The sequence below is a fragment of the Paracoccus zhouxuedongae genome, assembly GCF_041927815.1.
Lineage (GTDB): Bacteria > Pseudomonadota > Alphaproteobacteria > Rhodobacterales > Rhodobacteraceae > Paracoccus.
Window position 1 is genome coordinate 135,364 of sequence record NZ_JBHFHM010000001.1, and the last position, 21,335, is coordinate 156,698.

Genomic DNA, 21,335 nt, shown 5'->3' on the forward strand with positions numbered 1-21,335 from the left:
CACAAAGGAGGGCCGCCCGATGGCTGCGCTGACCAAGACCCTGCCGCTGGCAATCGCCGCCGCTTTGGCGCTGACCGCCTGCGCGCCCAAACCCACGACGGTGACGCCGCTGGTCGATCCCTATGCGGGGATGGGCCAACCCGCGGCGACCTCGCCCACCGACGCCTTTGCGGCGGTCGGTGACCGGGTGCATTTCGCCAATGACCAAAGCACGCTGGACACCACGGCGCGCGGGATTCTGGATGGGCAGGCCCGCTGGCTGTCGTCGAACCCCAGCTATGTCGCGATGATCGAAGGTCACGCCGACGAACAGGGCACGCGCGAATATAACCTGGCCCTTGGTGCGCGCCGCGCCAGTTCGGTGCAGCAATATCTGGTCGCGCAGGGCGTCGCCCCGGTGCGGCTGCGCACCGTCAGCTATGGCAAAGAACGCCCGATCGAGATCTGCTCGACCGAGGTGTGCTTCGCCAAGAACCGCCGCGCCGTGACGGTCGTGTCGCCGGGGGTGGGTAGCTGATGACCGCGTTTCGCCCCCTGATCCTGGCTGGCCTGCTGGCGGCGCTGCCGCTGGCGGCCATGTCGCAGGATCGCCCGCAGAAGCTGGCCGATATTCGCGCCGAACTGACCCGTCTGGCACAGGACATCCAGGCCCTGCGGGCCGAGCTGATGGCCTCCGGTCCCGACGGGATCCGCGCCGCCGGTGGTGTCACCGCGCTGGACCGGCTGAACAGCATGGAAGCCACGCTGTCGCAGTTGACCGGCCAGACCGAGGCGATCCAGAACCGGATCGACCGGGTGGTGACTGACGGCACCAATCGCATCGGCGATCTTGAGTTCCGCCTGTGCGAGATGGAAGAAGGTTGCGATCTGGGCAGCGTCGGCCAGACCCCTCCGCTGGGCAACCCCGCCGCTGGTGCCACGCCCGATGCGTTGTCGCCCAGTTCATCGGCGCCTGCCGCGCCGGTGCAGAAATCCGAGGCCACTCCCCGCGCCGGGGCGCCGCTTCATGCGGGCGAACAGGCGGAACTTGACCGGGCCCAGGGGGTGCTCGGTCAGGGTGACTTTCGCCGCGCAGCCGATCTCTTCGCGGCCTTTGCCCAATCCTATCCGAAAAGCGCCCTGATCGGGCAGGCCCGTTACGGTCAGGGGCAGGCCCTGGCCGGGGCGGGCGATCTGCGCGGCGCGGCGGGCATCTGGCTGGATGCGTTTTCCGGCGATCCCGACGGGCCGCGTGCCGCCGCCAGCCTGCTGTCGCTGGGGCAGGCTTTGGGCCAGTTGGGCCAACATGACGCGGCCTGCGTGACGCTGGCCGAGGTCGGCCACCGCTTTGCCGCCACGCCCGAGGCGGAAGCGGCCGACAGCGGGCGGCAGGCCCTGTCCTGCGCGTGATGACCGCGCTTCAACGGCGCTTTGATCAGGATCTGGAGGCCGCTTTGGCCGGTGACCGCCCGGCGCGGCTTGGCCTCGCGGTGTCGGGCGGCGGCGATTCCATCGCCATGTTGCATCTGGCCGCCGATTGGGCGGCGCGGGCCGGGGTGGGGCTGGCGGTGGCCTCGGTCGATCACCGCCTGCGCGCTGCCGCCGCGGATGAGGCGGCGGGCGTCATCCGCGCCGCCGCCGCGCTGAACCTTATGGGCGATGTGCTGGCATGGACCGGCTGGGACGGTCGCGGCAATCTGATGGCGGCGGCGCGGGCGGCGCGTTATCGCCTGCTGGCCGATTGGGCCGCCGCGCGCGGCATCAGCCACATCGCCCTGGGTCATACCGCCGACGATCAGGCCGAAACCGTGCTGATCGAGATCGCCCGCCGCGCCGGGCCGCGTGGCCAGTCGGGCATGGCGGCGCGGCGTCAGTCGGGCGGGGTGGTCTGGCTGCGGCCGATGCTGGGGATCGCGCGCGACGATCTGCGCGACTGGCTGCGGGCGCGCGGCACGCCTTGGGTCGACGACCCCAGCAATGACGACCCGCGCTTTGCCCGCATCCGCGCCCGTCAGGTGCTGGCGGGCCAGCCCGGTGCCACTCAGGCGCTGACCGATCTGGCGGCACAGGCGCGCGACCGGCTGCGGGCGCTGGATGCGGCCGCCGGGGCCGCCGCCGGGATGATCGCCCTTGAGCGCGGCGAGATGCGGCTGCCGCTGACCGACTTCGCTGCGCTCGACCCCGCCGTCGCCCGCCATCTGATCGGGGCCGCGCTGATCTGGCTGGCCGGTCCCGGCCCGGCCCCGCGTGGCCGCGCCCTGGATCACCTGATGGACCGCATCGCGCGGGCCGAGGGCGGGCCGCTGCATGGGGTCATGACCACGCTGCGGCGGGGCGATCTGATCCTGACCCGTGACGCGACCTGTCAGCCGGGGCCGGTCGCGGTGCTGCCCGGCCAGGCGCTGATCTGGGATCGGCTGTGGCGCGTGACCCCGCCCGTGGCGGGCCAGATCGCGCCCCTGGGGGCCGCTGGCCTGTCGCATCTGCATGACCCCCGCGCCACCGGCCTGTCGCACGCCGCCCTGCGCGCCAGCCCGGCGCTATGGCACGGCGGACGCCCGATTGCCGCCGCCTTTCCCCTGCGCGGCAACCCGCCGCTTTTGCCCGCCGAATGGCTGGGGGACCGCGACGATTTCGTCAGAACGTCATTCGCGCATTGAACCCCGCGCCCGAATGCCTATTTTCACCCCATGACCGTGACGGCCCCTTGCCGCCCGGTTCGTGCCGCTGAACAGGGAGACTATTTTGGGAAACGCGCGCAACATCGCCTTCTGGGTGGTCCTGTTCCTGCTGATACTGGCCCTGTTCAACATGTTCGGCGGCAACAGCGCCGCGATGAACGCGCGATCGGTCACCTATTCGGACTTCATCGAACGGGTCGATAACGATCAGGTCGCATCCGTCATCCTGGACGGCGAACGGGTCGCCTTTCGGGGCAAGGACGGCACGCAATACACCACGATCAAGCCGCAGGGCGACCAGATCAGCGACCGCCTGATCGACAAGAATGTCGAGGTCAAGGTCGAACGCCAGCAGCAATCGGGCTTCATGTCGCTTTTGGGCGTCTGGCTGCCCTTCATCCTGCTGATCGGCGTCTGGATCTTCTTCATGAACCGGATGCAGGGCGGCGGGCGTGGCGGCGCCATGGGCTTTGGCAAATCCAAGGCCAAGCTGTTGACCGAAAAGCATGGCCGCGTGACCTTTGATGACGTGGCGGGCATCGACGAAGCCAAAGAGGAACTGGAAGAAATCGTCGAGTTCCTGCGCAACCCGCAAAAGTTCAGCCGCCTGGGCGGCAAGATCCCGAAAGGCGCGCTGCTGGTCGGCCCGCCCGGCACCGGTAAGACCCTGCTGGCCCGCGCCATCGCGGGTGAGGCCGGGGTGCCGTTCTTCACCATCTCTGGCTCTGATTTCGTCGAAATGTTTGTCGGCGTGGGCGCGTCGCGCGTGCGCGACATGTTCGAGCAGGCGAAAAAGAACGCCCCCTGCATCGTCTTCATCGACGAGATCGACGCCGTGGGTCGCGCCCGTGGCGTGGGCATCGGCGGCGGCAATGACGAACGCGAACAGACGCTGAACCAGCTTCTTGTCGAGATGGACGGGTTCGAGGCGAATGAGGGCATCATCATCATCGCCGCCACCAACCGCCGCGACGTGCTCGACCCCGCGCTGCTGCGCCCCGGCCGCTTCGACCGCCAGATCCATGTGCCGAACCCCGACATCAAGGGCCGCGAGAAGATCCTGAACGTCCACGCCCGCAAGGTGCCGGTCGGTCCCGATGTGGACCTGCGGCTGATCGCGCGCGGCACGCCGGGTTTCTCGGGCGCCGATCTGGCCAACCTGGTGAACGAGGCCGCGCTGATGGCCGCCCGCATCGGTCGCCGCTTTGTCAGCATGGCCGATTTTGAAAACGCCAAGGACAAGGTGATGCTGGGCGTCGAACGCCGCAGCATGGTGCTGACGCCCGAGCAAAAGGAAAAGACCGCCTATCACGAGGCCGGCCATGCCATCGTCGGGCTGTCGCTGCCGAAATGCGATCCGGTCTACAAGGCCACCATCATCCCGCGCGGCGGCGCGCTGGGCATGGTCGTCAGCCTGCCCGAGATGGACCGGCTGAACATGCACAAGGATGAGGCCAAGCAGCGCATCGCCATGACCATGGCCGGCAAGGCCGCCGAGATCATCAAATACGGCGAGGAGGGGGTCTCGAACGGGCCGGCGGGCGACATCCAGCAGGCCAGTGCGCTGGCCCGCGCCATGGTCATGCGCTGGGGCATGTCCGACACGATCGGTGCGGTCGATTACGCCGAGGCGCATGAGGGCTATCAGGGCAATACCGGTGGTTTCTCGGTCAGCGCCGCGACCAAGGAAAAGATCGAGGCCGAAGTGCGCCAGCTGATCGAGGACGGTTATCAGACCGCCCGCACCATCCTGCTGGACAAGACCGAGGAGTTCGAGCGTCTGGCCAAGGGCCTTCTGGAATACGAGACCCTGACCGGCGAGGAGATCGGCCGCATCATCCGAGGTGAGCCGATCCATGCCGACGATGACACGCCGCCGCCCTCGGGCAGCGGTCTGCCGGTGATCCCGGTGGTGCCGAAGGGCGGCCCGCGCCCCGCTGACCCGGCGCCCGAGCCGACCGCCTGATGCGAAAAGGCCCCGCCAAGGCGGGGCCTTTTTCATGTTCGGGGGCTGTTCGTCACAGCACCAGCATCAGCCCGCTGGCAAGTGCCAAGCCCATGCCGAACCCCAGGTTGATCATCAGCGTTGCTGCGCGCATGGCGGCCCCCTTGTTCCTGCCGGGCGCCCCTTGCGCCCTTTTGACGATAACACCGCCCGCCCGCCGCGGTTCCCGCCTGCACCAAAAGTCGCAGGTCGCAGAACGGCGGCCCAAGGGCGCAATCTGCCGGGCCTTGGGGGTTGATTGCGGCCCCGATCAGGGCCAACAAGGCCCGGATAGCGGAGGAACCATGCAAACCGACATCCAGATCGCCCGCGCCGCGCGCCTGCGCCCGATGCCCGAAATCGCCGCGAAACTGTCGATCCCCGAAGACGCGCTGATCCCCTATGGCCGCGACAAGGCCAAGATCCACCGCGACTTCATCGCCACGCTGTCGGGCCGCCCGGATGGCAAGCTGATCCTGGTCACCGCCATCAGCCCGACCCCGGCGGGCGAGGGCAAGACGACCACCACGGTCGGCCTTGGCGACGCGCTGTCGCGCATCGGCCACAAGGCCGCGATCTGCATCCGCGAGGCATCGCTTGGCCCGAACTTCGGCATGAAGGGCGGCGCGGCCGGTGGCGGGCGCGCGCAGATCGTGCCGATGGAATCGATGAACCTGCATTTCACCGGCGATTTCCACGCCATCACCAGCGCCCATAACCTGCTGTCTGCGATGATCGACAACCACATCTATTGGGGCAACGATCTGGGCATCGACAGCCGCCGCGTCACCTGGCGGCGCGTCGTCGACATGAACGACCGCGCGCTGCGCGACATTGTGGTCAGCCTGGGCGGCGTCTCGAACGGCTTTCCCCGGCAGGCGGGGTTCGACATCACCGTGGCCTCCGAAGTCATGGCGATCCTGTGCCTGGCGCGCGATCTGGATGACCTGCGCGACCGGCTGGCGCGGATCGTCGTCGCCTATACCCGCGACAAGACGCCCGTCACCTGCGGCGATCTGAAGGCGGACGGCGCGATGGTGGTGCTGCTGAAGGACGCGCTGCAACCCAATCTGGTGCAGACGCTGGAACACACCCCGGCCTTTGTGCATGGCGGCCCCTTTGCCAACATCGCGCATGGCTGCAACTCGGTCGTGGCCACGACGACGGCGCTGAAACTGGCCGATTATGTCGTGACCGAGGCGGGCTTCGGTGCCGATCTGGGCGCGGAAAAGTTCTTTGACATCAAGTGCCGCAAGGCCGGGCTGAAGCCCTCGGCCGCTGTCGTCGTCGCCACCGTGCGCGCCCTGAAGATGAACGGCGGCGCCGCGCGCGAGGGTCTGGGGGCCGAGGATGTGGCCGCCGTCGAACGCGGCTGCGCCAATCTGGCGCGCCATATCGAAAATACGCGCGCGTTCGGCGTGCCGGTGGTGGTGGCGATCAACCATTTCACCGCCGACACCGATGCCGAAATCGCCGCCGTCCGCGCCGCCGCCGCTGCCGCCGGGGTGGATGCGGTGGTCTGCCGGCACTGGGCCGATGGCGGGGCAGGGGCCGAGGATCTGGCCCGCGCCGTGGTCGCGCTGACCGATGCACCATCCGACTTTGCCCCGATCTATCCCGACGACATGGCGCTGTGGGACAAGATCGAAACTGTCGCCCGCCGCATCTATCGCGCCGATGGCGTGACCGCCGACAAGGCCGTGCGCGACCAGTTGACCGCGTGGGAGACTGCGGGCCATGGCCATCTGCCGGTCTGCATGGCGAAAACCCAATACAGCTTTTCGACCGATCCCACGCAGCGCGGCGCACCTACCGGCCACACCGTCCCGGTGCGCGAGGTGCGGCTGGCCGCCGGGGCGGGCTTCATCGTGGCGATCTGCGGCGAGATCATGACCATGCCCGGCCTGCCCCGCCATCCGGCCGCCGAAACCATCATGCCCGGCCCGGATGGCGAAACCGTGGGGCTGTTCTGATGCCCGCCAACATGGCCGAATTGCGCGGCATGATCGACGCGCTGGATGACCGGCTGATCGACCTTCTGGCCGAACGCCAGCAGCTGATCGACCATGCCATCCGGCTGAAGCGCGGCAATGGCCTTCCCGCCCGCATCGACGCGCGGGTCGAGGAAGTGGCGCATCATGTCGCGCGCCGTGCCGCCGAACGGGGCTTGGACCCGGAACTGATTGACCGTATCTGGCGGCAGCTGATGGATCATTTCATCGCCCGCGAAGCACAGGCCCTGGGGGAAACGGATGACAGCGACGATCATTGACGGCAAGGCGTTCGCGGCCCGCGTGCGGGCGCAGGTGGGCGACCAGGTGGCGCGGCTGAAGGCCGATCACGGCATCACGCCGGGCCTGGCCGTGGTGCTGGTCGGCGAAGACCCCGCCAGCCAGGTCTATGTGAAGAACAAGGGCATCCAGACGCGCGAGGCCGGCATGGCCAGCTTTGAACACCGGCTGGAGGCCAGCACCGATCAGGCGACGCTGATGGAGCTGATCGCGCGGCTGAATGCCGATCCGGCGGTGCATGGCATCCTGGTGCAACTTCCGCTGCCCAAGGGCCTGGACGAGGAAGCCGTGCTGAACGCCATCGACCCGGCCAAGGATGTCGACGGGTTTCACATCTCGAATGTCGGGCTGCTGGCGACCGGGCAAAAGGCGATGGTCCCCTGCACGCCGCTGGGTTGCCTGATGATGCTGCGCGACCATCTGGGCAGCCTCTCGGGCCTGAACGCGGTGGTGGTGGGGCGCAGCAACATCGTCGGCAAGCCGATGGCGCAACTGTTGCTGCGCGATAGCTGCACCGTGACCATCGCCCATAGCCGCACCAAAGACCTGCCCGAGGTCTGCCGCCGTGCCGATATCCTTGTCGCCGCCGTGGGCCGGCCGCAGATGATCCCCGGCGACTGGGTGAAACCCGGCGCGACGGTGATCGACGTGGGCATCAACCGCATCGCGGCGGGCGAAAAGACCCGGCTGGTCGGTGATGTCGACTTCGACAGCGCCGTGCAGGTGGCGGGCGCCATCACCCCGGTGCCGGGCGGGGTGGGGCCGATGACCATCGCCTGCCTGCTGGCGAATACCCTGACCGCCTGCTGCCGCGCCAATGGCCTGGCCGAACCCGAAGGCCTGACCGCGTAAAGGGGCGCTGCCCCCTCGGCCTACCCCCTCGGCCTGCGGCCTACCCCCCGGGTTATCTCGACCAGGAAGAAAGACCCCTGCTTTCTTCTTGGCGCAAATATCTTCGGGGGACCGGAGGCAGACGGCCCCCGGCGGGTTGCCATCAGGCGGGTATCATCGTGCCTTGCAGGATGGCGATCAGCTTGCGCGCGCCGTCCGTGTTCTCGGCAAAGACCTCGGCGGTGACGACCACCAGCTTGCGGCCCGGCTTGACCACGCGGCCGATGGCGATCAGCCGCGCGCCCTCGGCGGGGCGCAGCAGGTTGATCTTGATCTCGGCGGTCATCACGTCCTGCCCCTCGGGGATCAGCGTCGCGGCGGCGTAACCGGCGGCGGTATCGCCCAGGGTGAAGGTCAGCCCGGCATGGCCCACGCCATGCTGCTGACGCGCGCCGGGCAGGATCGGCGCGGCCAGGGTGCAGGTGCCGGGGGCCAGATCGACGATCTGCCCCCCAAGCGTTTCCATCATCGTCTGGCGCGCGAAACTGGCGCGGATCTCGGCCTCGCGCGCGGGGGCGAGGTCAGTCAACCAGCGTCGCCTCGGTCGCGGCGCGCAGTTCCGCCTCGGTCACGCCATCGGCCAGTTCGACGATCTTCAGCCCGCCCGGCACGACATCCAGCACGCCCAGATTGGTGATGATCCGGTCCACGACCTTGCGCCCGGTCAGCGGCAGGGTGCATTCCTTCAGCACCTTGCTTTCGCCGTGCTTGTTGGCGTGGTCCATCACCACGACCACGCGCCCCACGCCCGCGACCAGATCCATGGCGCCGCCCATGCCCTTGACCAGCTTGCCGGGGATCATCCAGTTCGCCAGGTCGCCTTCCTCGGACACTTCCATCGCGCCCAGGATGGCCATGGCGATCTTGCCGCCGCGGATCATCGCAAAGCTCTGCGCGCTGTCGAAATAGGCCGAATGCGGCAGTTCGCTGATTGTCTGCTTGCCGGCGTTGATCAGGTCGGCGTCCTCCTCGCCCTCAAGCGGGAAGGGGCCGATGCCCAGCATGCCGTTTTCCGATTGCAGCGTCACATGCATCCCCTTCGGGATGTAGTTCGCCACCAGCGTCGGAATGCCGATGCCAAGGTTCACATACCAGCCGTCCTGCAATTCCTTGGCGGCGCGTTCGGCCAGTTGGTTCCGATCCCATGCCATGCCGTTACCCTTTCCGCGTGGTGCGCTGTTCGATGCGCTTTTCGTGTTGGCCTGCGATCAGGCGGTGGATGTAGATGCCCGGCAGGTGGATGCAGTCCGGGTCCAGCGAACCGGTCGGAACGATCTCCTCGACCTCGCAGACGCAGACGCGGCCGCAGGTGGCGGCGGGGACGTTGAAGTTGCGCGCCGTCTTGCGGAACACGACGTTGCCGGTTTCATCGGCCTTCCACGCCTTGACGATGGCCAGATCGGCGACGATGCCGCGTTCCAGCACATAATCCTGACCGTCGAAGGTCTTGATCTCCTTGCCCTCGGCCACCACCGTGCCGACGCCGGTCTTGGTGTAGAAACCGGGAATACCGGCCCCACCGGCGCGCATCCGTTCTGCCAGTGTGCCCTGAGGGTTGAACTCCAGCTCAAGCTCTCCGCTCAGATACTGGCGCATGAACTCGGCGTTTTCACCGACATAGGAGGACATCATCTTCCTGATCTGCTTGGTGTCCAGCAGCTTGCCCAGACCGAAGCCGTCGACCCCGCAGTTGTTGGATGCGATCGTCAGATCCTTCACGCCGCTGTCGACAATCGCGTCGATCAGCAGTTCCGGGATGCCGCACAGGCCAAAGCCGCCCGCCGCGATCATCATCCCGTCCTTCAGCAGGCCATCCAGGGCCTCGGTTGCACTGGCATAGACTTTGGACATGCCTTTCCCCCCACTTGCCGTTCCGTCATCCGTTGTGACGATGGGTGCGGGCATAGTCAATCGCCTGACCGATGTGCCACGGCGCAAAGGCTTTTGCCCCTGCCGACCCGCGTTTTTCTGGACGCGCCCTGCCGGTTTCGGTAACGTGCGGAAAAACGGGGCGCAACGACCCCGGACATGAGGCAGCCATGACTTTCCCCGAGCGGTTCCTGAACCTGCCCGAATACGCATTCCCGCGCCTGCGTGCGCTGCTTGACCCCCATCCGCCGGGGGCCGAGCCGATCAACATGACCATTGGCGAGCCGCGCCACGCCTTCCCCGATTTCGTCGGCGCGGCGATTGCCGACAGCCTGGCCGATTTCGGCCGCTACCCGACGAATGAGGGCACGCCCGAACTTCTGGGTGCGATCAGCGACTGGATCAGCCGTCGCTATGGCGTCAGCGTGGCGGCCGACCGGCTGATGGTGCTGAACGGCACGCGCGAGGGGCTGTTCAACGCGGCCCTTGCCCTGGTGCCGGAAACCAAGCGCGGCGCGCGCCCGGTGGTGCTGATCCCCAACCCCTTCTATCAGGTCTATGCCGTGGCCGCCCTGGCCGCCGGGGCTGAACCCGTGTTCGTGCCCGCCCGCGCCGAGAACGGCCATCTGCCCGATTTCGCCGGCCTGCGGCGCGACGTGCTGGACCGCACCGTGGCGGCCTATCTGTGTTCTCCCGCAAATCCGCAGGGTGCAGTCGCCAGTGCCGATTATCTGGCCGATCTGCTGGCTTTGGCCGAACAGCATGATTTCCGCGTCTTCGCGGATGAATGCTATGCCGAGATCTACCGCGACACCCCGCCCCCCGGCATTCTGGCCGTGGCCGCCGCGCAGGGTGCCGATCCCGAACGGGTGCTGGCGTTCCATTCGCTGTCCAAACGCTCGAACCTGCCGGGGCTGCGGTCGGGTTTCGTGGCGGGCGGTGTGGCCTCGATCCGGGCGGTGCGGCAGTTGCGCAACTATGCCGGTGCGCCGCTGCCGCTGCCGTTGCAGCACGCCGCTGCCCGCGTCTGGGCGGATGAATACCATGTCATCGAGAACCGCCGCCTGTATAACGACAAGTTCGCTTTGGCTGCCGACATCTTCGCCGGCGTGCAGGGGTATGAGACCCCGGCGGGCGGCTTCTTCCTGTGGCTGCCGGTGCCCGAACAGATCGGCACGGGCGAGGATGCGGCGCTGAAACTGTGGCGCGAAACCGGGGTGCGGGTGCTGCCGGGGGGCTATCTGGGCCGTGCGGTCGATGGGCTGAACCCGGCTGACCGCTATATCCGGGTGGCGCTTGTCACCCCGCTTGACGACATCGCGCGCGGGCTGACCGCGCTGCGCGACACGATCTTTCGATAAGGACCGACGACCATGGCATCCTGGCAGGCACGGCAACGCGATCCCTTGTTCGATCAATCCACCCAAGCGGCGCTGGAACGTCGCGGGCGCGAATTGATCGGGTTGGGGCTGGTGGTTCTGGGGGTGATCGTGGCCCTGGCCCTGGCCAGCTATACGCCCGAGGATCCGTCCTGGTTCGACGCGACCGATGCCGATGCGCAGAACTGGCTGGGCCGGTTCGGCGCGGCACTGTCGGCGCCCTTGTTCATGGTGGCGGGGCAGGGGGCCTGGGGGCTGGCGATCGCGCCGATGCTGTGGGGCCTGCGCTACATGTTCCACCGCGGCGAGGAGCGCGTGACCCGCGCCATCTTCGTGCCGATCTGGGTGGCGATCCTGTCGGCCTATGCCGCCTCGCATCTGCCGCCGGTCGGCTGGACGCAAAGCTTCGGCATGGGCGGCTACTTCGGCGACATGCTGATGGGCGCGCTGATCGGCATGACGCCGTTTTCCGCGGCCGTCGGCATCAAGCTGCTGGCGCTGATCCTGTTCGTGCTGGTCTTTGCCTTTGGCGCCTTCGTGCTGGGCTTCGACCGGGTCGAGATCGCCACCATCCGCCGCTTTCTGGTGACCGGCGCGATCACCGCCTATGACGCGCTGATGCGCGCCCTGGGCCGGGGCGCGGCGCTGACCCAGGGCGCGGCGCAGGGCCTGCGCGACCGCCGTGCGCCCGCAGCCCAGCCGACAGCGACGGCCGAGCCGCGCCTGTCGGGCCTTGTCAGCCGGCTGAAGCGCGCGCCCGCGCCTGACCCGGTTGAACCCGAACTGGTCGACAATCACCCCGATTGGCCCGATGTCGACGCCCCCTCGCAGGACCGCATCCGCGCCCGCATCGCCGAGGCCGTCAAGCTGCGCGCCGAACGCCCGCAATCGGCCCCCGCCGATCATCCGGCCTATGACCCCACGCCGCTGGACTCGGCCCCGCGCGCCCCGGTGTTGTCCTCGGCCCTGGCGGCCGTCACCGCGCGGCTGAACCTGGGCCGCCGCCCGGATGCCGATGATGCCGCCTTCGCGCCGCGCGCCGAACCCGCCCTTCGCGGTGCCGCGGATGATGAGGACTGGCCCGACCTTCCGGCCGAGCCGATGCTGACCGCGCGCCGCGCCGATCCGGCGCCCGGAGTCGTGCAGCCCGCGCCTGCGCGCAAGCCCGCCCCCTCGCGTCAGGCGATGGCCGAGGCCCAGCCGCGCCTGCGCTTTGACGACCCCGCCCCCGCGTGGGAGTTTCCGCCCCTGTCGCTTCTGACCAACCCGATCCACGTCCAGCGCCATACCCTGTCGAATGACGCGCTGGAGGAAAACGCCCGGATGCTGGAATCCGTGCTGGACGATTACGGCGTCAAGGGCGACATCGTGGCCGTCAAACCCGGCCCGGTCGTCACAATGTATGAACTGGAACCCGCGCCGGGGCTGAAGGCCAGCCGCGTCATCGGCCTGGCCGACGACATCGCGCGCAGCATGTCGGCGCTGTCGGCGCGCGTCTCGACCGTGCCGGGGCGCAGCGTGATCGGGATCGAACTGCCCAATGCGCAGCGCGAAAAGGTGGTGTTGCGCGAGATCCTGGCCGCCCGCGACTTTGGCGACAGCACGATGCGGCTGCCGCTGGCCCTGGGCAAGGACATCGCGGGCGATCCCGTGGTGGCGAACCTGGCCAAGATGCCCCACCTCTTGATCGCCGGCACCACCGGCTCGGGCAAGTCGGTGGCGATCAACACCATGATCCTGTCGCTGCTTTACAAGCTGTCGCCCGCCGAATGCCGCCTCATCATGATCGACCCCAAGATGCTGGAACTGTCAGTCTATGACGGCATCCCGCATCTTCTGTCGCCGGTCGTGACCGACCCGAAAAAGGCCGTCGTCGCCCTGAAATGGGTGGTGGGCGAGATGGAAGAGCGTTACCGCCGCATGTCGAAAATGGGCGTGCGCAACATCGAAAGCTATAACGCCCGCGTCCGCGACGCGCTGGACAAGGCCGAGATGTTCAAGCGCACCGTCCAGACCGGCTTTGACGAGGACACCGGCGACCCGATCTTTGAAACCGAGGAGTTCGCCCCCGAGACGATCCCCTATATCGTCGTCGTCGTCGATGAGATGGCCGACCTGATGATGGTCGCCGGCAAGGAGATCGAGGCCTGCATCCAGCGCCTTGCCCAGATGGCCCGCGCCAGCGGCATCCATATCATCATGGCCACGCAGCGCCCCTCGGTCGATGTCATCACCGGCACGATCAAGGCCAACTTCCCGACCCGGATTTCCTTCCAGGTGACGTCCAAGATCGACAGCCGCACGATCCTGGGCGAACAGGGCGCGGAACAGCTGCTGGGCATGGGCGACATGCTGTATATGGCCGGTGGCGCCCGCATCACCCGCGTCCACGGCCCCTTCGTCAGCGACGAAGAGGTCGAGGAAGTGGTGAACCACCTGAAATCCTTCGGCCCGCCTGAATACCTGTCGGGCGTCGTCGATGGCCCCGATGAGGACGCGGCATCCGACATCGACCTGGTGCTGGGCCTCGGCTCGGGTGAGGGCGATGACGTGCTGTATGACCAGGCGGTCGCCATCGTGGCGCGCGACCGCAAATGCTCGACCAGCTATATCCAGCGCAAGCTGGCGATCGGCTACAACAAGGCCGCCCGTCTGGTCGAACAGATGGAGGAACAGGGCGTCGTCAGCCCCGCCAACCACGTCGGCAAGCGCGAGGTGCTGGTGCCCGAGGTGTAAGCCGGGGCCAGCCGTGCAACAAGGCAACGCCCGCCGAAAGGCGGGCGTTTTTGCATCGGTAGGCAGCGTGTTGGCACGGACTGGCGCCGGGTCTGCCAGAACACATCTTCCCGGCCGGTCAATTCAACAGTTCGATTCTATCCAGATATTGCGTAATGGCCGAAGTTACCCGTGAATCGCGCGGACGGTCAAAATCACCGAACCGCCCAAGATGACTGCGTTCCTCCTCCGTCATTTTGGGGTCTCCCAATGCGGCACGCCAAACTCCATTAAACAAGAATGCGCCATGATCATAGCTGGATCGCCCTTCGGCGGTGCTATCGATCATTTCGCTATTTATGCCTAAGAAATTTGTCACGTCGCTCTGCGTCAGACCCCCTTCAGCTGCTCTTGTGAACAGCTCGGGGGAAAGCTCCTTCATCGCTGCCAAGGTTATTGTGAGATATGTCCAGGAAATTCCGTCATACCCCCCTTTCATACGAAACGGCAGCAAGACGAACCGGCTCATCAACCTTTGAACATCCCGCAACGACAGCTGCCTTGACCGGCATAGCAACGACAAAAGCTGGCTTCCCACCGTGAAAATCGGCGCATCGCGGTCTACCATCTGCGCGAACTCTCGCTCAAAATAAGCCAGTGCAAGATAACCATTTTGCCCCGCTTCTGATCGCATGGGCAACGAAAGGCTTAGCGTGATGAACCGCTGAAGGTAACGCTGCGCATCCATGCCAGCGCCATAGCGCGCATGGACGCTGTGCCGCAGCGCGACCAGATTCACGCCCAGAACAAAGTGAACATTTGCCACAGAAAAAACGTGCTTGATGACCTCCAGCAGCGACAAGGCATAATCCGGCCGACAGCGGTCCAGCTCATCGACGACGATAACCAACGGCTGCGGATCACCGCCATCGTCCTGCGGCTGGGTCAACTCCCGAAGCGCCTCGCGTAATTGGTCCATCGCGTCTTGGCGTTCATCATGCGCTTTCCAGAACCCGTTAGCTGCCGCGTCGGCATCGCTCCCGGCCTTTCGCACGGCCGCTTGAGCCGCTTGGTCGGCGACCTTCCCCAGATTGACAGCGCCGACGGCAAGCTCACTAAGGCCGCTCGTTACGGCGGCCAAGCCGACACGTACCGATGCTCGCGCCAGCTTCGGGGCAGCCTGTTTCAGCTTGCTCGCAACACTATTCGACTCCCTACCCTTCGGCAGACGTTGCAGCAGTGGACTCAATATCGCCGTCAAAGGGTCGTCCAGATAATCCTGTGCGAAGGCATCAATATAAACCGTCGTCGCGCGCCCCGAGAATTGCTTGCGATGTGCACCGACCCAACGCTTCAAGAACACAGTCTTGCCGGTGCCCCAGTCGCCATCGACGGCTATGACCATCGGCGTCTCAATCCGCTCGACCAGGTCGGAAAGCGACCGTCCGGTTTCCGCGCGGTCCAAAGGACGGCCTTCATTGAAACCGGTCCCCTAAAGGACGATTTCTGGTTCCTTAGGAAATAAATGTGCCATCTTTACGCTCTCCAGGCCGATGGCATTACAGCCATATTTCGATCCCCGCGCAACACCCCTCACATCTTCCGCAACCGCTCCTCCCGCAACTGCCGATACCGCGCTATCAGCCGCTCATGATCGTCATGCTCTGGATCGAAGGCCTCCTTCATCGCCTCCAGATCCAGCTTGGCGTATTCGGCATCCATCCAATCGCCGCCGACGCGGCGTTCCTCGTCCCATTTCAGCGGGCGATAGGCCATGTGTTCCGGTCCGCCGACCACGCGCGACAGGCGGGCGTGCATGAAGGCACGCAGCACGGCGTTCATGCGCGTCAGGTAGCCGGGCCCCATCGCCTTGAAAAAAGCCAGAACCGGCTGATCCACGCGCAAGCTGACCTGTCGTTTGGCGTGGGTGGCCGGGGTGGCGGCGATGCGCGACCACTCGTCCGGGATGCGCTTGGTGCCTGACAGGCCCCAACGCAGGTCGACCTCCAGATCGCGATAGGTCTCGGCCAGCGCGTGATAATGGGCCCGGCGTTCGGCCTCGGCCTTGCTGGGCGGCGGTTCGGGGGTGGCAGTGTTATAGGGGCTTGGCATGGGCGACCTCGGCTGACCCGGCCACTCTCGGCTAAACAGGTTAACGTGCGCCTAATGGGGCGCACGCTGGCGTGATACGCAAAAGATACGCAAAAGATACGCAGAACATACGCTGGCGATACGGCGGCGATACGGCGAAATTCAGCCCCTGACCCCGCCCGCCGCGCAGATGAAATCCCATTCCGCGTCGCTGACCGGCTGCACCGACAGGCGGCTGTTGTTCACCAGCACCATATCCGCCAAAGCCGGTTCCAGCTTGGCGCGGTCCAGGGTGAAGGGGGTGGCCATCGGCACCACCGCCTTGATCGTCACGCATTCCCAGCGGGGATCATCGGTGGACGGGTCTTGAGCCGCGGGCGCCACAACCTCAACGATTCCAACGACATCGCGTGTCGCGTTGGAGTGATAGAAGAACCCGCGGTCGCCCACTTTCATGGCCCGCATGTTGTTGCGCGCCTGATAGTTGCGCACGCCATCCCACGGCTCACCCGCGTCGCCCTTGGCCACCAGATCGTCCCAGGAAAAGACGTCGGGTTCGGATTTGAACAGCCAATACGCCATCAGCCGACCACCCGCTTCCATTCAAGAATGTCCACGTTTTCAAACAGATCGGCCAGGTGATAGGGGTCACTGGCAGCCCAGGCCTCGGCCGCGGCGCGGTCGGCCACGTCGATCACGACCAGCGATCCGCACATCTCGCCGCCGTCCAGAAACGGCCCGGCCAGCGTCACGACGCCGGTTTTCTCGATATATTCCAGGTGCTTGTCCCGGTTGGCCTTGCGGGTCTCGATCGCGCCCTTGCGGTCGCGGCAGATCAGGGCAAACAGCATCATTCCTCCTTCAGGGGGCGCGCAAGCAGCGCGGCTATGGCATTTTCGGTGCTGATCCGCCCGGCCGCAAGCGCGGCAACCATCGCGGTCAGCGGCATCTCGACCCCGTGGCGCGCGGCCAAGGGCAGGGTGGCGGCGGCGGTGGCCAGGCCCTCGGTCGTGGCTTGGGGCAGCGGCAGGCCTGCGCCAAGTGCTTGCCCCGCCTGGAAATTACGCGACTGCCCCGAGGTGCAGGTCAGCACCAGATCGCCCAGACCCGACAGCCCCATCAGCGTGTCGGGCCGCGCGCCAAGCGCGGTCGCCAGACGGGTGATCTCGGCAAAGCCGCGCGTCACGGTGGCGGCGCGCGCGCTTTCGCCCAGACCCGCGCCGATCGTCACCCCGGCGGCAATCGCCACGACATTCTTCAGCGCGCCGCCCAGCTCGGCCCCCACGGTGTCGGTGGTGCGGTAAAGCCGCAGCACCGGGGTCGACAGCGCGGCTTGCAGCGCCTCCCCCCGGTCGGGATCGGCGCAGGCCAGCGTCAGCGCGGTCGGCAGACCGCGCGCGATGTCGGCGGCAAAGCTGGGTCCGGTCAGGATCGCAGGCACCGCGCCCGCCACCCGCGACAGCAGCGCGGCCGGGCCGGTGCCGGTGCTCAGGTCGATGCCCTTGGCGCAGGCGACAATGTTTTTTCCTGCCAGATCAGCGTGATGCAGGCCGACAAAGCCGCCGATCTGCTGCATCGGCATGGCCAGCAGCACGACCCGCGCTTGCAGCGCGCGGCTCAGATCGCCGGTGACTTGCAGCGCATCGGGAAACAGCGCGCCGGGCAGACGGCGGGCGTTGACGCGGCTGGCCTGCATGACGCGCGCGACCTCGGCATCGCGCGCCCATAGCGTCACCGGCTGGCGCGCCGCCAGCGTGATGGCCAGGGCCGTGCCAAACGCGCCCGCCCCCAGAACCGCGATCTGCGCCGTCATTCGTTCCCCCCAAGCGGCAGGCGCGGCAGGACCAGCAGCGCCAGGACCATCTCGATCGTCAGCGCGCTGACCAGCCAGAAGCCGAACCAGCCGACCTGAGTGCCGGGCAGCCAGAACCGCGTGCCGGTGTCGTGAAACAACCCTGCCGCCGCCAGGAAGGTGGCCGAGGTCACGATCAGATCGGCGCGCATCAGCCGCGTCATCGTCAGCGGACGCAGCGTCGGATAGATGCCCAGCCAGGCCACGCCCAAGGCGGTGGCGTTCAGAATGGCGATCTGGGCCTCGGGCGGAAGGGTCATCGGCTTGGTCCTGTTTCGCGCCAGTCTAGCGGCGTGGGGCGGGCAGGGGCAACCGCGCTCAGGCCTTGGCGCCGCGCTTGCCGGTGCCCAGCATGGGCGTGGCGGCGCGGTCCAGCGGCCAGCGGGGGCGGGCGGCGAGGTCCAGCCCGTCGGCGGGCAGCCCCGCGCGCAGGCGTTCGTGCCCGACCCAGGCGATCATCGCGGCATTGTCGGTGCAAAGACGCAGCGGCGGCGCGACGAACCGCGCCCCGGCCTGTGCCGCGACGGCAGCCAGCCGGTCGCGGATCGCGCCATTGGCGGCGACCCCGCCCGCGACCGCCAGCACCGGCACCGGCGCAAGCGTCAGCGCGCGGGCGGTCTTGGCGGCCAGAACATCGGCGACGGCGGCCTGAAACCCGGCGCACAGATCGGCGCGGTCGGTCACCGTCAACCCGCTCCGCGCCGCCATCGCCTGATCGCGGGCGCGCAGCACCGCCGTTTTCAGCCCCGAGAAGGACAGCGTGCAATCGGGCTTGCCGATCAGCGGGCGCGGCAGGTCGAACCGCGCTGGATCGCCGTCCTTGGCTTCGGCCTCGACCGCCGGGCCTCCGGGCTGCGGCAGGGCCAGAAGCTTGGCCACCTTGTCAAAGGCCTCGCCCGGCGCGTCGTCGATCGTGCCGCCCAGCCGGGTGAAGTCGTCCGGCCCGTCGACCCGCAGGAACTGGCAATGCCCGCCCGAAACCAGCAGCATCAGATAGGGAAAATCGACGCCATCGGTCAGTCGGGGGGTCAGCGCGTGCCCGGCCAGATGGTTGACGCCGATCAGCGGCAGGCCGGTGACGGCGGCGATGCCCTTGGCCGCCATTACCCCCGCCATCACCCCGCCGATCAGCCCCGGCCCGGCGGTCACCGCGACCGCCGACAGCTCGCCCAGCCCGACGCCCGCCTGATCCAGCGCAGACTGGATCACAAGGTCCACCCGCTCGGCATGGGCGCGGGCGGCCAGTTCGGGAACGACGCCGCCGAAAGCCTCGTGCAGATTGGTCTGCCCCATCACGACCGAGGACAGGATCGCCCCATCCCCGCCCACCACGGCGGCGGCTGTGTCGTCACAGGAGCTTTCGATCCCAAGGATCAGGGGCGTCATCTTCGGGCCTGTGTGGTTGTCGGGCATGTCGCGCCGGGGTATCACCGCCGTGACCAAAGGACAACGCCGCCCAAGATGACCGCGCGCCCCCCGACCATCCTGCTGACCCGGCCCGCGCCCGCTGCGGCGCGCTTTGCCGCGCTTCTGGCGCAGGGTCCGGCGGCGGCCTGCCCGGTGCTGGCCAGCCCGCTGATGCGTATCGAGCTGCTGACCCCGCCCGCCGATCAGATCGCTGCCGCGCGCGCCGCCGATCAGGTGATCTTCAGTTCGGAAAATGGCGTGGCGGGGCTGGCGGCGCTGATGCCCTCGGGCGGGCGGCGGGCCTGGTGCGTGGGCGATCGCACCGCGCAGGCGGCGCGGGCGGCGGGCTATGATGCGGTGGCGGCGCAGGGCGACGCGCCCAGCCTGCGCGCGCTGATCGGGGCGGCGGCGCCGCGCGGGCGGCTGATCCATGCGCGCGGCCGCCATATCGTCGCACCGCTGGCCGATCAGTTGACGGCGGGCGGGCTGCCCTGCGACCAGATCACCGTCTATGATCAGGCCGAACTGCCGCTGTCGGATGCCGCGCGCGACCTGTTGGCGGGGGCTGACCCGGTGCTGGTCGCGCTGTTCTCGCCGCGTTCGGCGCGGCTTTTTGCCGCCGCCGCTGGTGGCGCGCGCGCGCCGCTGTGGGTTGCTGCGATCTCGGCTGCCGTGGGGCAGGCGGCGGCACCTTTGGCCCCGGCGCGGCTGGCGATTGCCGCCCGGCCCGATGCGGATGCCATGGCCGCTGCCATTGCCGATCTGATCGCCCACGCCTGACGGGCCCAGACCCCGGAACATTCCCGCCCGTCGCGGGTTGAGCGGCTGGCCCCCCGGTTCTAAGGTGACAGCGATTCATCCGCCGCGGGGGCCAGCCGCGCCGATGCGCGGCCGATGCGCCAATGTTTCAAGGGGACAGACCGTGACCAAAGAACCGACCAAAGCCGACGACAAGCTGGTCACGCCGACCCCGACGAGCCCCGCCCCCACGCCCGAGACCGCGAAGCCCGTCGATCAGCCCGCAGAGAAGCGGGCGGAAAAGTCGGCTGACCCCATGCCCGTCAAACCGGTCGAGGCCCCGCGTCCGGTGACCCCGCCGGTCGCCGAAAAGCCTGCGGAAAAGCCCGTCGAGAAGCCCACTGTTGCGCCTGCCGCCAAGTCCACGCCCGCCCCCGCGCCGCGCCGGGGTGGCTTTGTGCCTTTGGTCCTGGGCGGCGCGATCGCCGCCGGTCTGGGCGCGGGCGCGATGTATTACGCATTGCCCGCCATGCCCGAGGCCTGGCGCCCGGTCGGCATGACCGCCCCTGCGGCGCCGGTCGAACCCGTCGACACCGCCGCCCTTGAACAGCGGGCCGTGACCGCCGCAAAGGACGCAGCCACCGCCGAACTGGATCAGGCCCGCTCGCGCATCGAGGCGCTGGAGGCCAAGCTGGCCGCCTTGCCCGAGGGCGCCGCCGACGCCGCGCCCGATCCGGCGCTGCGCGAGGAACTGGCCGCGCTGAAATCGCTGGTAACCCAACAGGCCGACCAGATCGCCGCGCTTCAGGCCCGCCCGCCCTCCAGCGGCGACAGTGCCGCGCTGGAGGGCGTCAGCGACGAGGCGCAAAAGATGCTGGACGATCTGCGCCAGCAGGCCAAGGACGCGCAGGGCCAGATCACCGCCGCGCAGGAACAGGCCAAGGCCCTGATGTCCGAGGCCGAGGCCGCCGTGCAGCGCGCCCGTGGCCAGACTGCCCTGGCCAATCTGCAAGCCGCGATGCAGACCGGTGCGCCGGTTGCTGCGCCGGTCGCGGCGCTGTCGGATGCGGGGATCAGTGTCCCCGAGGGGCTGGATGCCGTGCCGCAACTGGAAAGCCTGCGCGCCGATTTCCCCGCCGCCGCGCGTGCCGCCTTGGCCGCGGTCGCCGGGGCCGAGGCGCAGGACCAGGGCGTCATGGGCCGCGTCACCAGCTTTCTGAAAGTGCAGACCGGTGCGCGCACCGTCGGTGGCCCGCGTGAGGGTATGGATGCCGATGCGATCCTGTCGCGGGCCGAGGCCGCGCTTGTGGCGGGCGATGTCGCAGGCTCGCTGTCCGAGGTGGCCACCCTGCCCGAGCCGGGCCAGACCGCGATGGCTGACTGGACGACGCGCGCGCAGGCCTGGGTCGCCGCGCGCGAGGCCGTCGCCAAGATCGCCGAAACGCTGAACTGAAGGGG

At 67.9% G+C, this 21,335-nt stretch carries 21 protein-coding genes; 11 read left to right on the top strand and 10 right to left on the bottom strand.

The annotated features are described in order from the left end of the window. Positions 1–19: 19 nt before the first annotated feature. The 7 genes from pal (at position 20) to folD (ending at position 7,787) form a co-directional block, all read left to right on the top strand. Complete coding sequence (pal, locus tag ACEYYA_RS00650) at positions 20–517, top strand: peptidoglycan-associated lipoprotein Pal (RefSeq protein WP_374796523.1); 498 nt, start codon at positions 20–22, stop codon at positions 515–517. After that, positions 517–1,389: a tol-pal system protein YbgF gene (ybgF, locus tag ACEYYA_RS00655; protein ID WP_374796525.1), complete on the top strand. Its 873-nt coding sequence runs from the start codon at positions 517–519 to the stop codon at positions 1,387–1,389. The genes pal and ybgF overlap by 1 nt, the downstream gene beginning before the upstream one ends. After that, entirely contained in the window at positions 1,389–2,639 is a 1,251-nt protein-coding gene (gene tilS / locus ACEYYA_RS00660) for a tRNA lysidine(34) synthetase TilS (protein WP_374796527.1), read from the top strand. Before ybgF ends, tilS begins: the two co-directional genes overlap by 1 nt. Before the next feature lie 85 nt (positions 2,640–2,724). Then, entirely contained in the window at positions 2,725–4,626 is a 1,902-nt protein-coding gene (gene ftsH / locus ACEYYA_RS00665; protein ID WP_374796529.1) for an ATP-dependent zinc metalloprotease FtsH, read from the top strand. A 323-nt stretch (positions 4,627–4,949) separates the two neighbouring features. Further along, on the top strand, positions 4,950–6,617 hold the full coding sequence (locus ACEYYA_RS00670; protein ID WP_374796531.1) for a formate--tetrahydrofolate ligase: 1,668 nt from the start codon (positions 4,950–4,952) through the stop codon (positions 6,615–6,617). Then, positions 6,617–6,916 (top strand): chorismate mutase, encoded by a 300-nt coding sequence (locus tag ACEYYA_RS00675; protein ID WP_374796533.1) that lies wholly within the window; start codon positions 6,617–6,619, stop codon positions 6,914–6,916. Before ACEYYA_RS00670 ends, ACEYYA_RS00675 begins: the two co-directional genes overlap by 1 nt. Beyond that, on the top strand, positions 6,897–7,787 hold the full coding sequence (gene folD / locus ACEYYA_RS00680; protein ID WP_374796535.1) for a bifunctional methylenetetrahydrofolate dehydrogenase/methenyltetrahydrofolate cyclohydrolase FolD: 891 nt from the start codon (positions 6,897–6,899) through the stop codon (positions 7,785–7,787). Before ACEYYA_RS00675 ends, folD begins: the two co-directional genes overlap by 20 nt. Positions 7,788–7,929: 142 nt before the next feature. Here folD and ACEYYA_RS00685 read toward each other — a convergent pair whose 3' ends face one another. Genes ACEYYA_RS00685 through ACEYYA_RS00695 form a run of 3 tightly spaced genes read right to left on the bottom strand, consistent with a single transcriptional unit; the run spans position 7,930 to position 9,677 of the window. Beyond that, positions 7,930–8,295 carry a PaaI family thioesterase gene (locus ACEYYA_RS00685; RefSeq protein ID WP_374797390.1) on the bottom strand — a complete coding sequence of 122 codons (366 nt, stop codon included), beginning with the start codon at positions 8,293–8,295 and terminating at the stop codon, positions 7,930–7,932. Between the two features lie 52 nt (positions 8,296–8,347). Next, complete coding sequence (locus ACEYYA_RS00690; RefSeq protein ID WP_374796537.1) at positions 8,348–8,977, bottom strand: 3-oxoacid CoA-transferase subunit B; 630 nt, start codon at positions 8,975–8,977, stop codon at positions 8,348–8,350. A 4-nt stretch (positions 8,978–8,981) separates the two neighbouring features. Next, complete coding sequence (locus ACEYYA_RS00695) at positions 8,982–9,677, bottom strand: CoA transferase subunit A (protein WP_374796539.1); 696 nt, start codon at positions 9,675–9,677, stop codon at positions 8,982–8,984. Positions 9,678–9,865: 188 nt separating this feature from the next. Between ACEYYA_RS00695 and ACEYYA_RS00700 the strand changes: the two genes are divergently transcribed. Then, complete coding sequence (locus tag ACEYYA_RS00700) at positions 9,866–11,056, top strand: aminotransferase class I/II-fold pyridoxal phosphate-dependent enzyme (protein WP_374796541.1); 1,191 nt, start codon at positions 9,866–9,868, stop codon at positions 11,054–11,056. Positions 11,057–11,068: 12 nt separating this feature from the next. Continuing rightward, entirely contained in the window at positions 11,069–13,810 is a 2,742-nt protein-coding gene (locus tag ACEYYA_RS00705; RefSeq protein WP_374796543.1) for a DNA translocase FtsK, read from the top strand. A 118-nt stretch (positions 13,811–13,928) separates the two neighbouring features. Here the strand turns inward: ACEYYA_RS00705 and ACEYYA_RS00710 are convergent, their stop codons facing one another. The 7 genes from ACEYYA_RS00710 to tsaD all read right to left on the bottom strand — a co-directional run bounded on the left by ACEYYA_RS00710 (position 13,929) and on the right by tsaD (position 19,118). Beyond that, positions 13,929–15,254: a KAP family P-loop NTPase fold protein gene (locus ACEYYA_RS00710; RefSeq protein WP_374796545.1), complete on the bottom strand. Its 1,326-nt coding sequence runs from the start codon at positions 15,252–15,254 to the stop codon at positions 13,929–13,931. A 128-nt stretch (positions 15,255–15,382) separates the two neighbouring features. Next, positions 15,383–15,901: a BrnA antitoxin family protein gene (locus ACEYYA_RS00715; RefSeq protein ID WP_374796547.1), complete on the bottom strand. Its 519-nt coding sequence runs from the start codon at positions 15,899–15,901 to the stop codon at positions 15,383–15,385. A 141-nt stretch (positions 15,902–16,042) separates the two neighbouring features. Further along, positions 16,043–16,462 (bottom strand): EVE domain-containing protein, encoded by a 420-nt coding sequence (locus tag ACEYYA_RS00720; protein WP_374796549.1) that lies wholly within the window; start codon positions 16,460–16,462, stop codon positions 16,043–16,045. After that, a complete protein-coding gene (locus ACEYYA_RS00725) occupies positions 16,462–16,734 on the bottom strand; it encodes a YciI family protein (RefSeq protein WP_374796551.1) in 273 nt (90 codons plus the stop codon). The genes ACEYYA_RS00720 and ACEYYA_RS00725 overlap by 1 nt, the downstream gene beginning before the upstream one ends. Then, complete coding sequence (locus ACEYYA_RS00730; RefSeq protein WP_374796553.1) at positions 16,731–17,693, bottom strand: NAD(P)H-dependent glycerol-3-phosphate dehydrogenase; 963 nt, start codon at positions 17,691–17,693, stop codon at positions 16,731–16,733. The genes ACEYYA_RS00725 and ACEYYA_RS00730 overlap by 4 nt, the downstream gene beginning before the upstream one ends. After that, positions 17,690–17,992: a hypothetical protein gene (locus ACEYYA_RS00735; protein ID WP_374796555.1), complete on the bottom strand. Its 303-nt coding sequence runs from the start codon at positions 17,990–17,992 to the stop codon at positions 17,690–17,692. The genes ACEYYA_RS00730 and ACEYYA_RS00735 overlap by 4 nt, the downstream gene beginning before the upstream one ends. Positions 17,993–18,050: 58 nt before the next feature. Beyond that, on the bottom strand, positions 18,051–19,118 hold the full coding sequence (tsaD, locus tag ACEYYA_RS00740) for a tRNA (adenosine(37)-N6)-threonylcarbamoyltransferase complex transferase subunit TsaD (RefSeq protein ID WP_374796557.1): 1,068 nt from the start codon (positions 19,116–19,118) through the stop codon (positions 18,051–18,053). A 75-nt stretch (positions 19,119–19,193) separates the two neighbouring features. On the opposite strand from tsaD, the gene ACEYYA_RS00745 reads away from it, so the two are divergent. Together ACEYYA_RS00745 and ACEYYA_RS00750 are read left to right on the top strand one after the other, a co-directional pair. Continuing rightward, positions 19,194–19,919, top strand: coding sequence for a uroporphyrinogen-III synthase (locus ACEYYA_RS00745; protein WP_374796559.1), 726 nt, complete (start codon positions 19,194–19,196; stop codon positions 19,917–19,919). A gap of 142 nt (positions 19,920–20,061) precedes the next feature. Continuing rightward, the gene (locus ACEYYA_RS00750; protein ID WP_374796561.1) at positions 20,062–21,330 is read left to right on the top strand and encodes a hypothetical protein; all 1,269 of its coding nucleotides are present in this window, start codon (positions 20,062–20,064) and stop codon (positions 21,328–21,330) included. Positions 21,331–21,335 lie beyond the last annotated feature (5 nt).

Bases quoted from the DNA above. Each gene is read 5' to 3' on its own strand.
- pal (WP_374796523.1), top strand. From the start codon at position 20: ATGGCTGCGCTGACCAAGACCCTGCCGCTGGCAATCGCCGCCGCTTTG.
- ACEYYA_RS00705 (WP_374796543.1), top strand. From the start codon at position 11,069: ATGGCATCCTGGCAGGCACGGCAACGCGATCCCTTGTTCGATCAATCC.
- ACEYYA_RS00715 (WP_374796547.1), bottom strand. From the start codon at position 15,901: ATGCCAAGCCCCTATAACACTGCCACCCCCGAACCGCCGCCCAGCAAG.
- ACEYYA_RS00690 (WP_374796537.1), bottom strand. From the start codon at position 8,977: ATGGCATGGGATCGGAACCAACTGGCCGAACGCGCCGCCAAGGAATTG.
- tilS (WP_374796527.1), top strand. From the start codon at position 1,389: ATGACCGCGCTTCAACGGCGCTTTGATCAGGATCTGGAGGCCGCTTTG.
- ACEYYA_RS00670 (WP_374796531.1), top strand. From the start codon at position 4,950: ATGCAAACCGACATCCAGATCGCCCGCGCCGCGCGCCTGCGCCCGATG.
- ACEYYA_RS00695 (WP_374796539.1), bottom strand. From the start codon at position 9,677: ATGTCCAAAGTCTATGCCAGTGCAACCGAGGCCCTGGATGGCCTGCTG.
- ACEYYA_RS00735 (WP_374796555.1), bottom strand. From the start codon at position 17,992: ATGACCCTTCCGCCCGAGGCCCAGATCGCCATTCTGAACGCCACCGCC.
- ybgF (WP_374796525.1), top strand. From the start codon at position 517: ATGACCGCGTTTCGCCCCCTGATCCTGGCTGGCCTGCTGGCGGCGCTG.
- tsaD (WP_374796557.1), bottom strand. From the start codon at position 19,118: ATGACGCCCCTGATCCTTGGGATCGAAAGCTCCTGTGACGACACAGCC.
- ACEYYA_RS00725 (WP_374796551.1), bottom strand. From the start codon at position 16,734: ATGATGCTGTTTGCCCTGATCTGCCGCGACCGCAAGGGCGCGATCGAG.
- folD (WP_374796535.1), top strand. From the start codon at position 6,897: ATGACAGCGACGATCATTGACGGCAAGGCGTTCGCGGCCCGCGTGCGG.
- ACEYYA_RS00685 (WP_374797390.1), bottom strand. From the start codon at position 8,295: ATGATGGAAACGCTTGGGGGGCAGATCGTCGATCTGGCCCCCGGCACC.
- ACEYYA_RS00700 (WP_374796541.1), top strand. From the start codon at position 9,866: ATGACTTTCCCCGAGCGGTTCCTGAACCTGCCCGAATACGCATTCCCG.
- ACEYYA_RS00730 (WP_374796553.1), bottom strand. From the start codon at position 17,693: ATGACGGCGCAGATCGCGGTTCTGGGGGCGGGCGCGTTTGGCACGGCC.
- ACEYYA_RS00675 (WP_374796533.1), top strand. From the start codon at position 6,617: ATGCCCGCCAACATGGCCGAATTGCGCGGCATGATCGACGCGCTGGAT.
- ACEYYA_RS00720 (WP_374796549.1), bottom strand. From the start codon at position 16,462: ATGGCGTATTGGCTGTTCAAATCCGAACCCGACGTCTTTTCCTGGGAC.
- ACEYYA_RS00745 (WP_374796559.1), top strand. From the start codon at position 19,194: ATGACCGCGCGCCCCCCGACCATCCTGCTGACCCGGCCCGCGCCCGCT.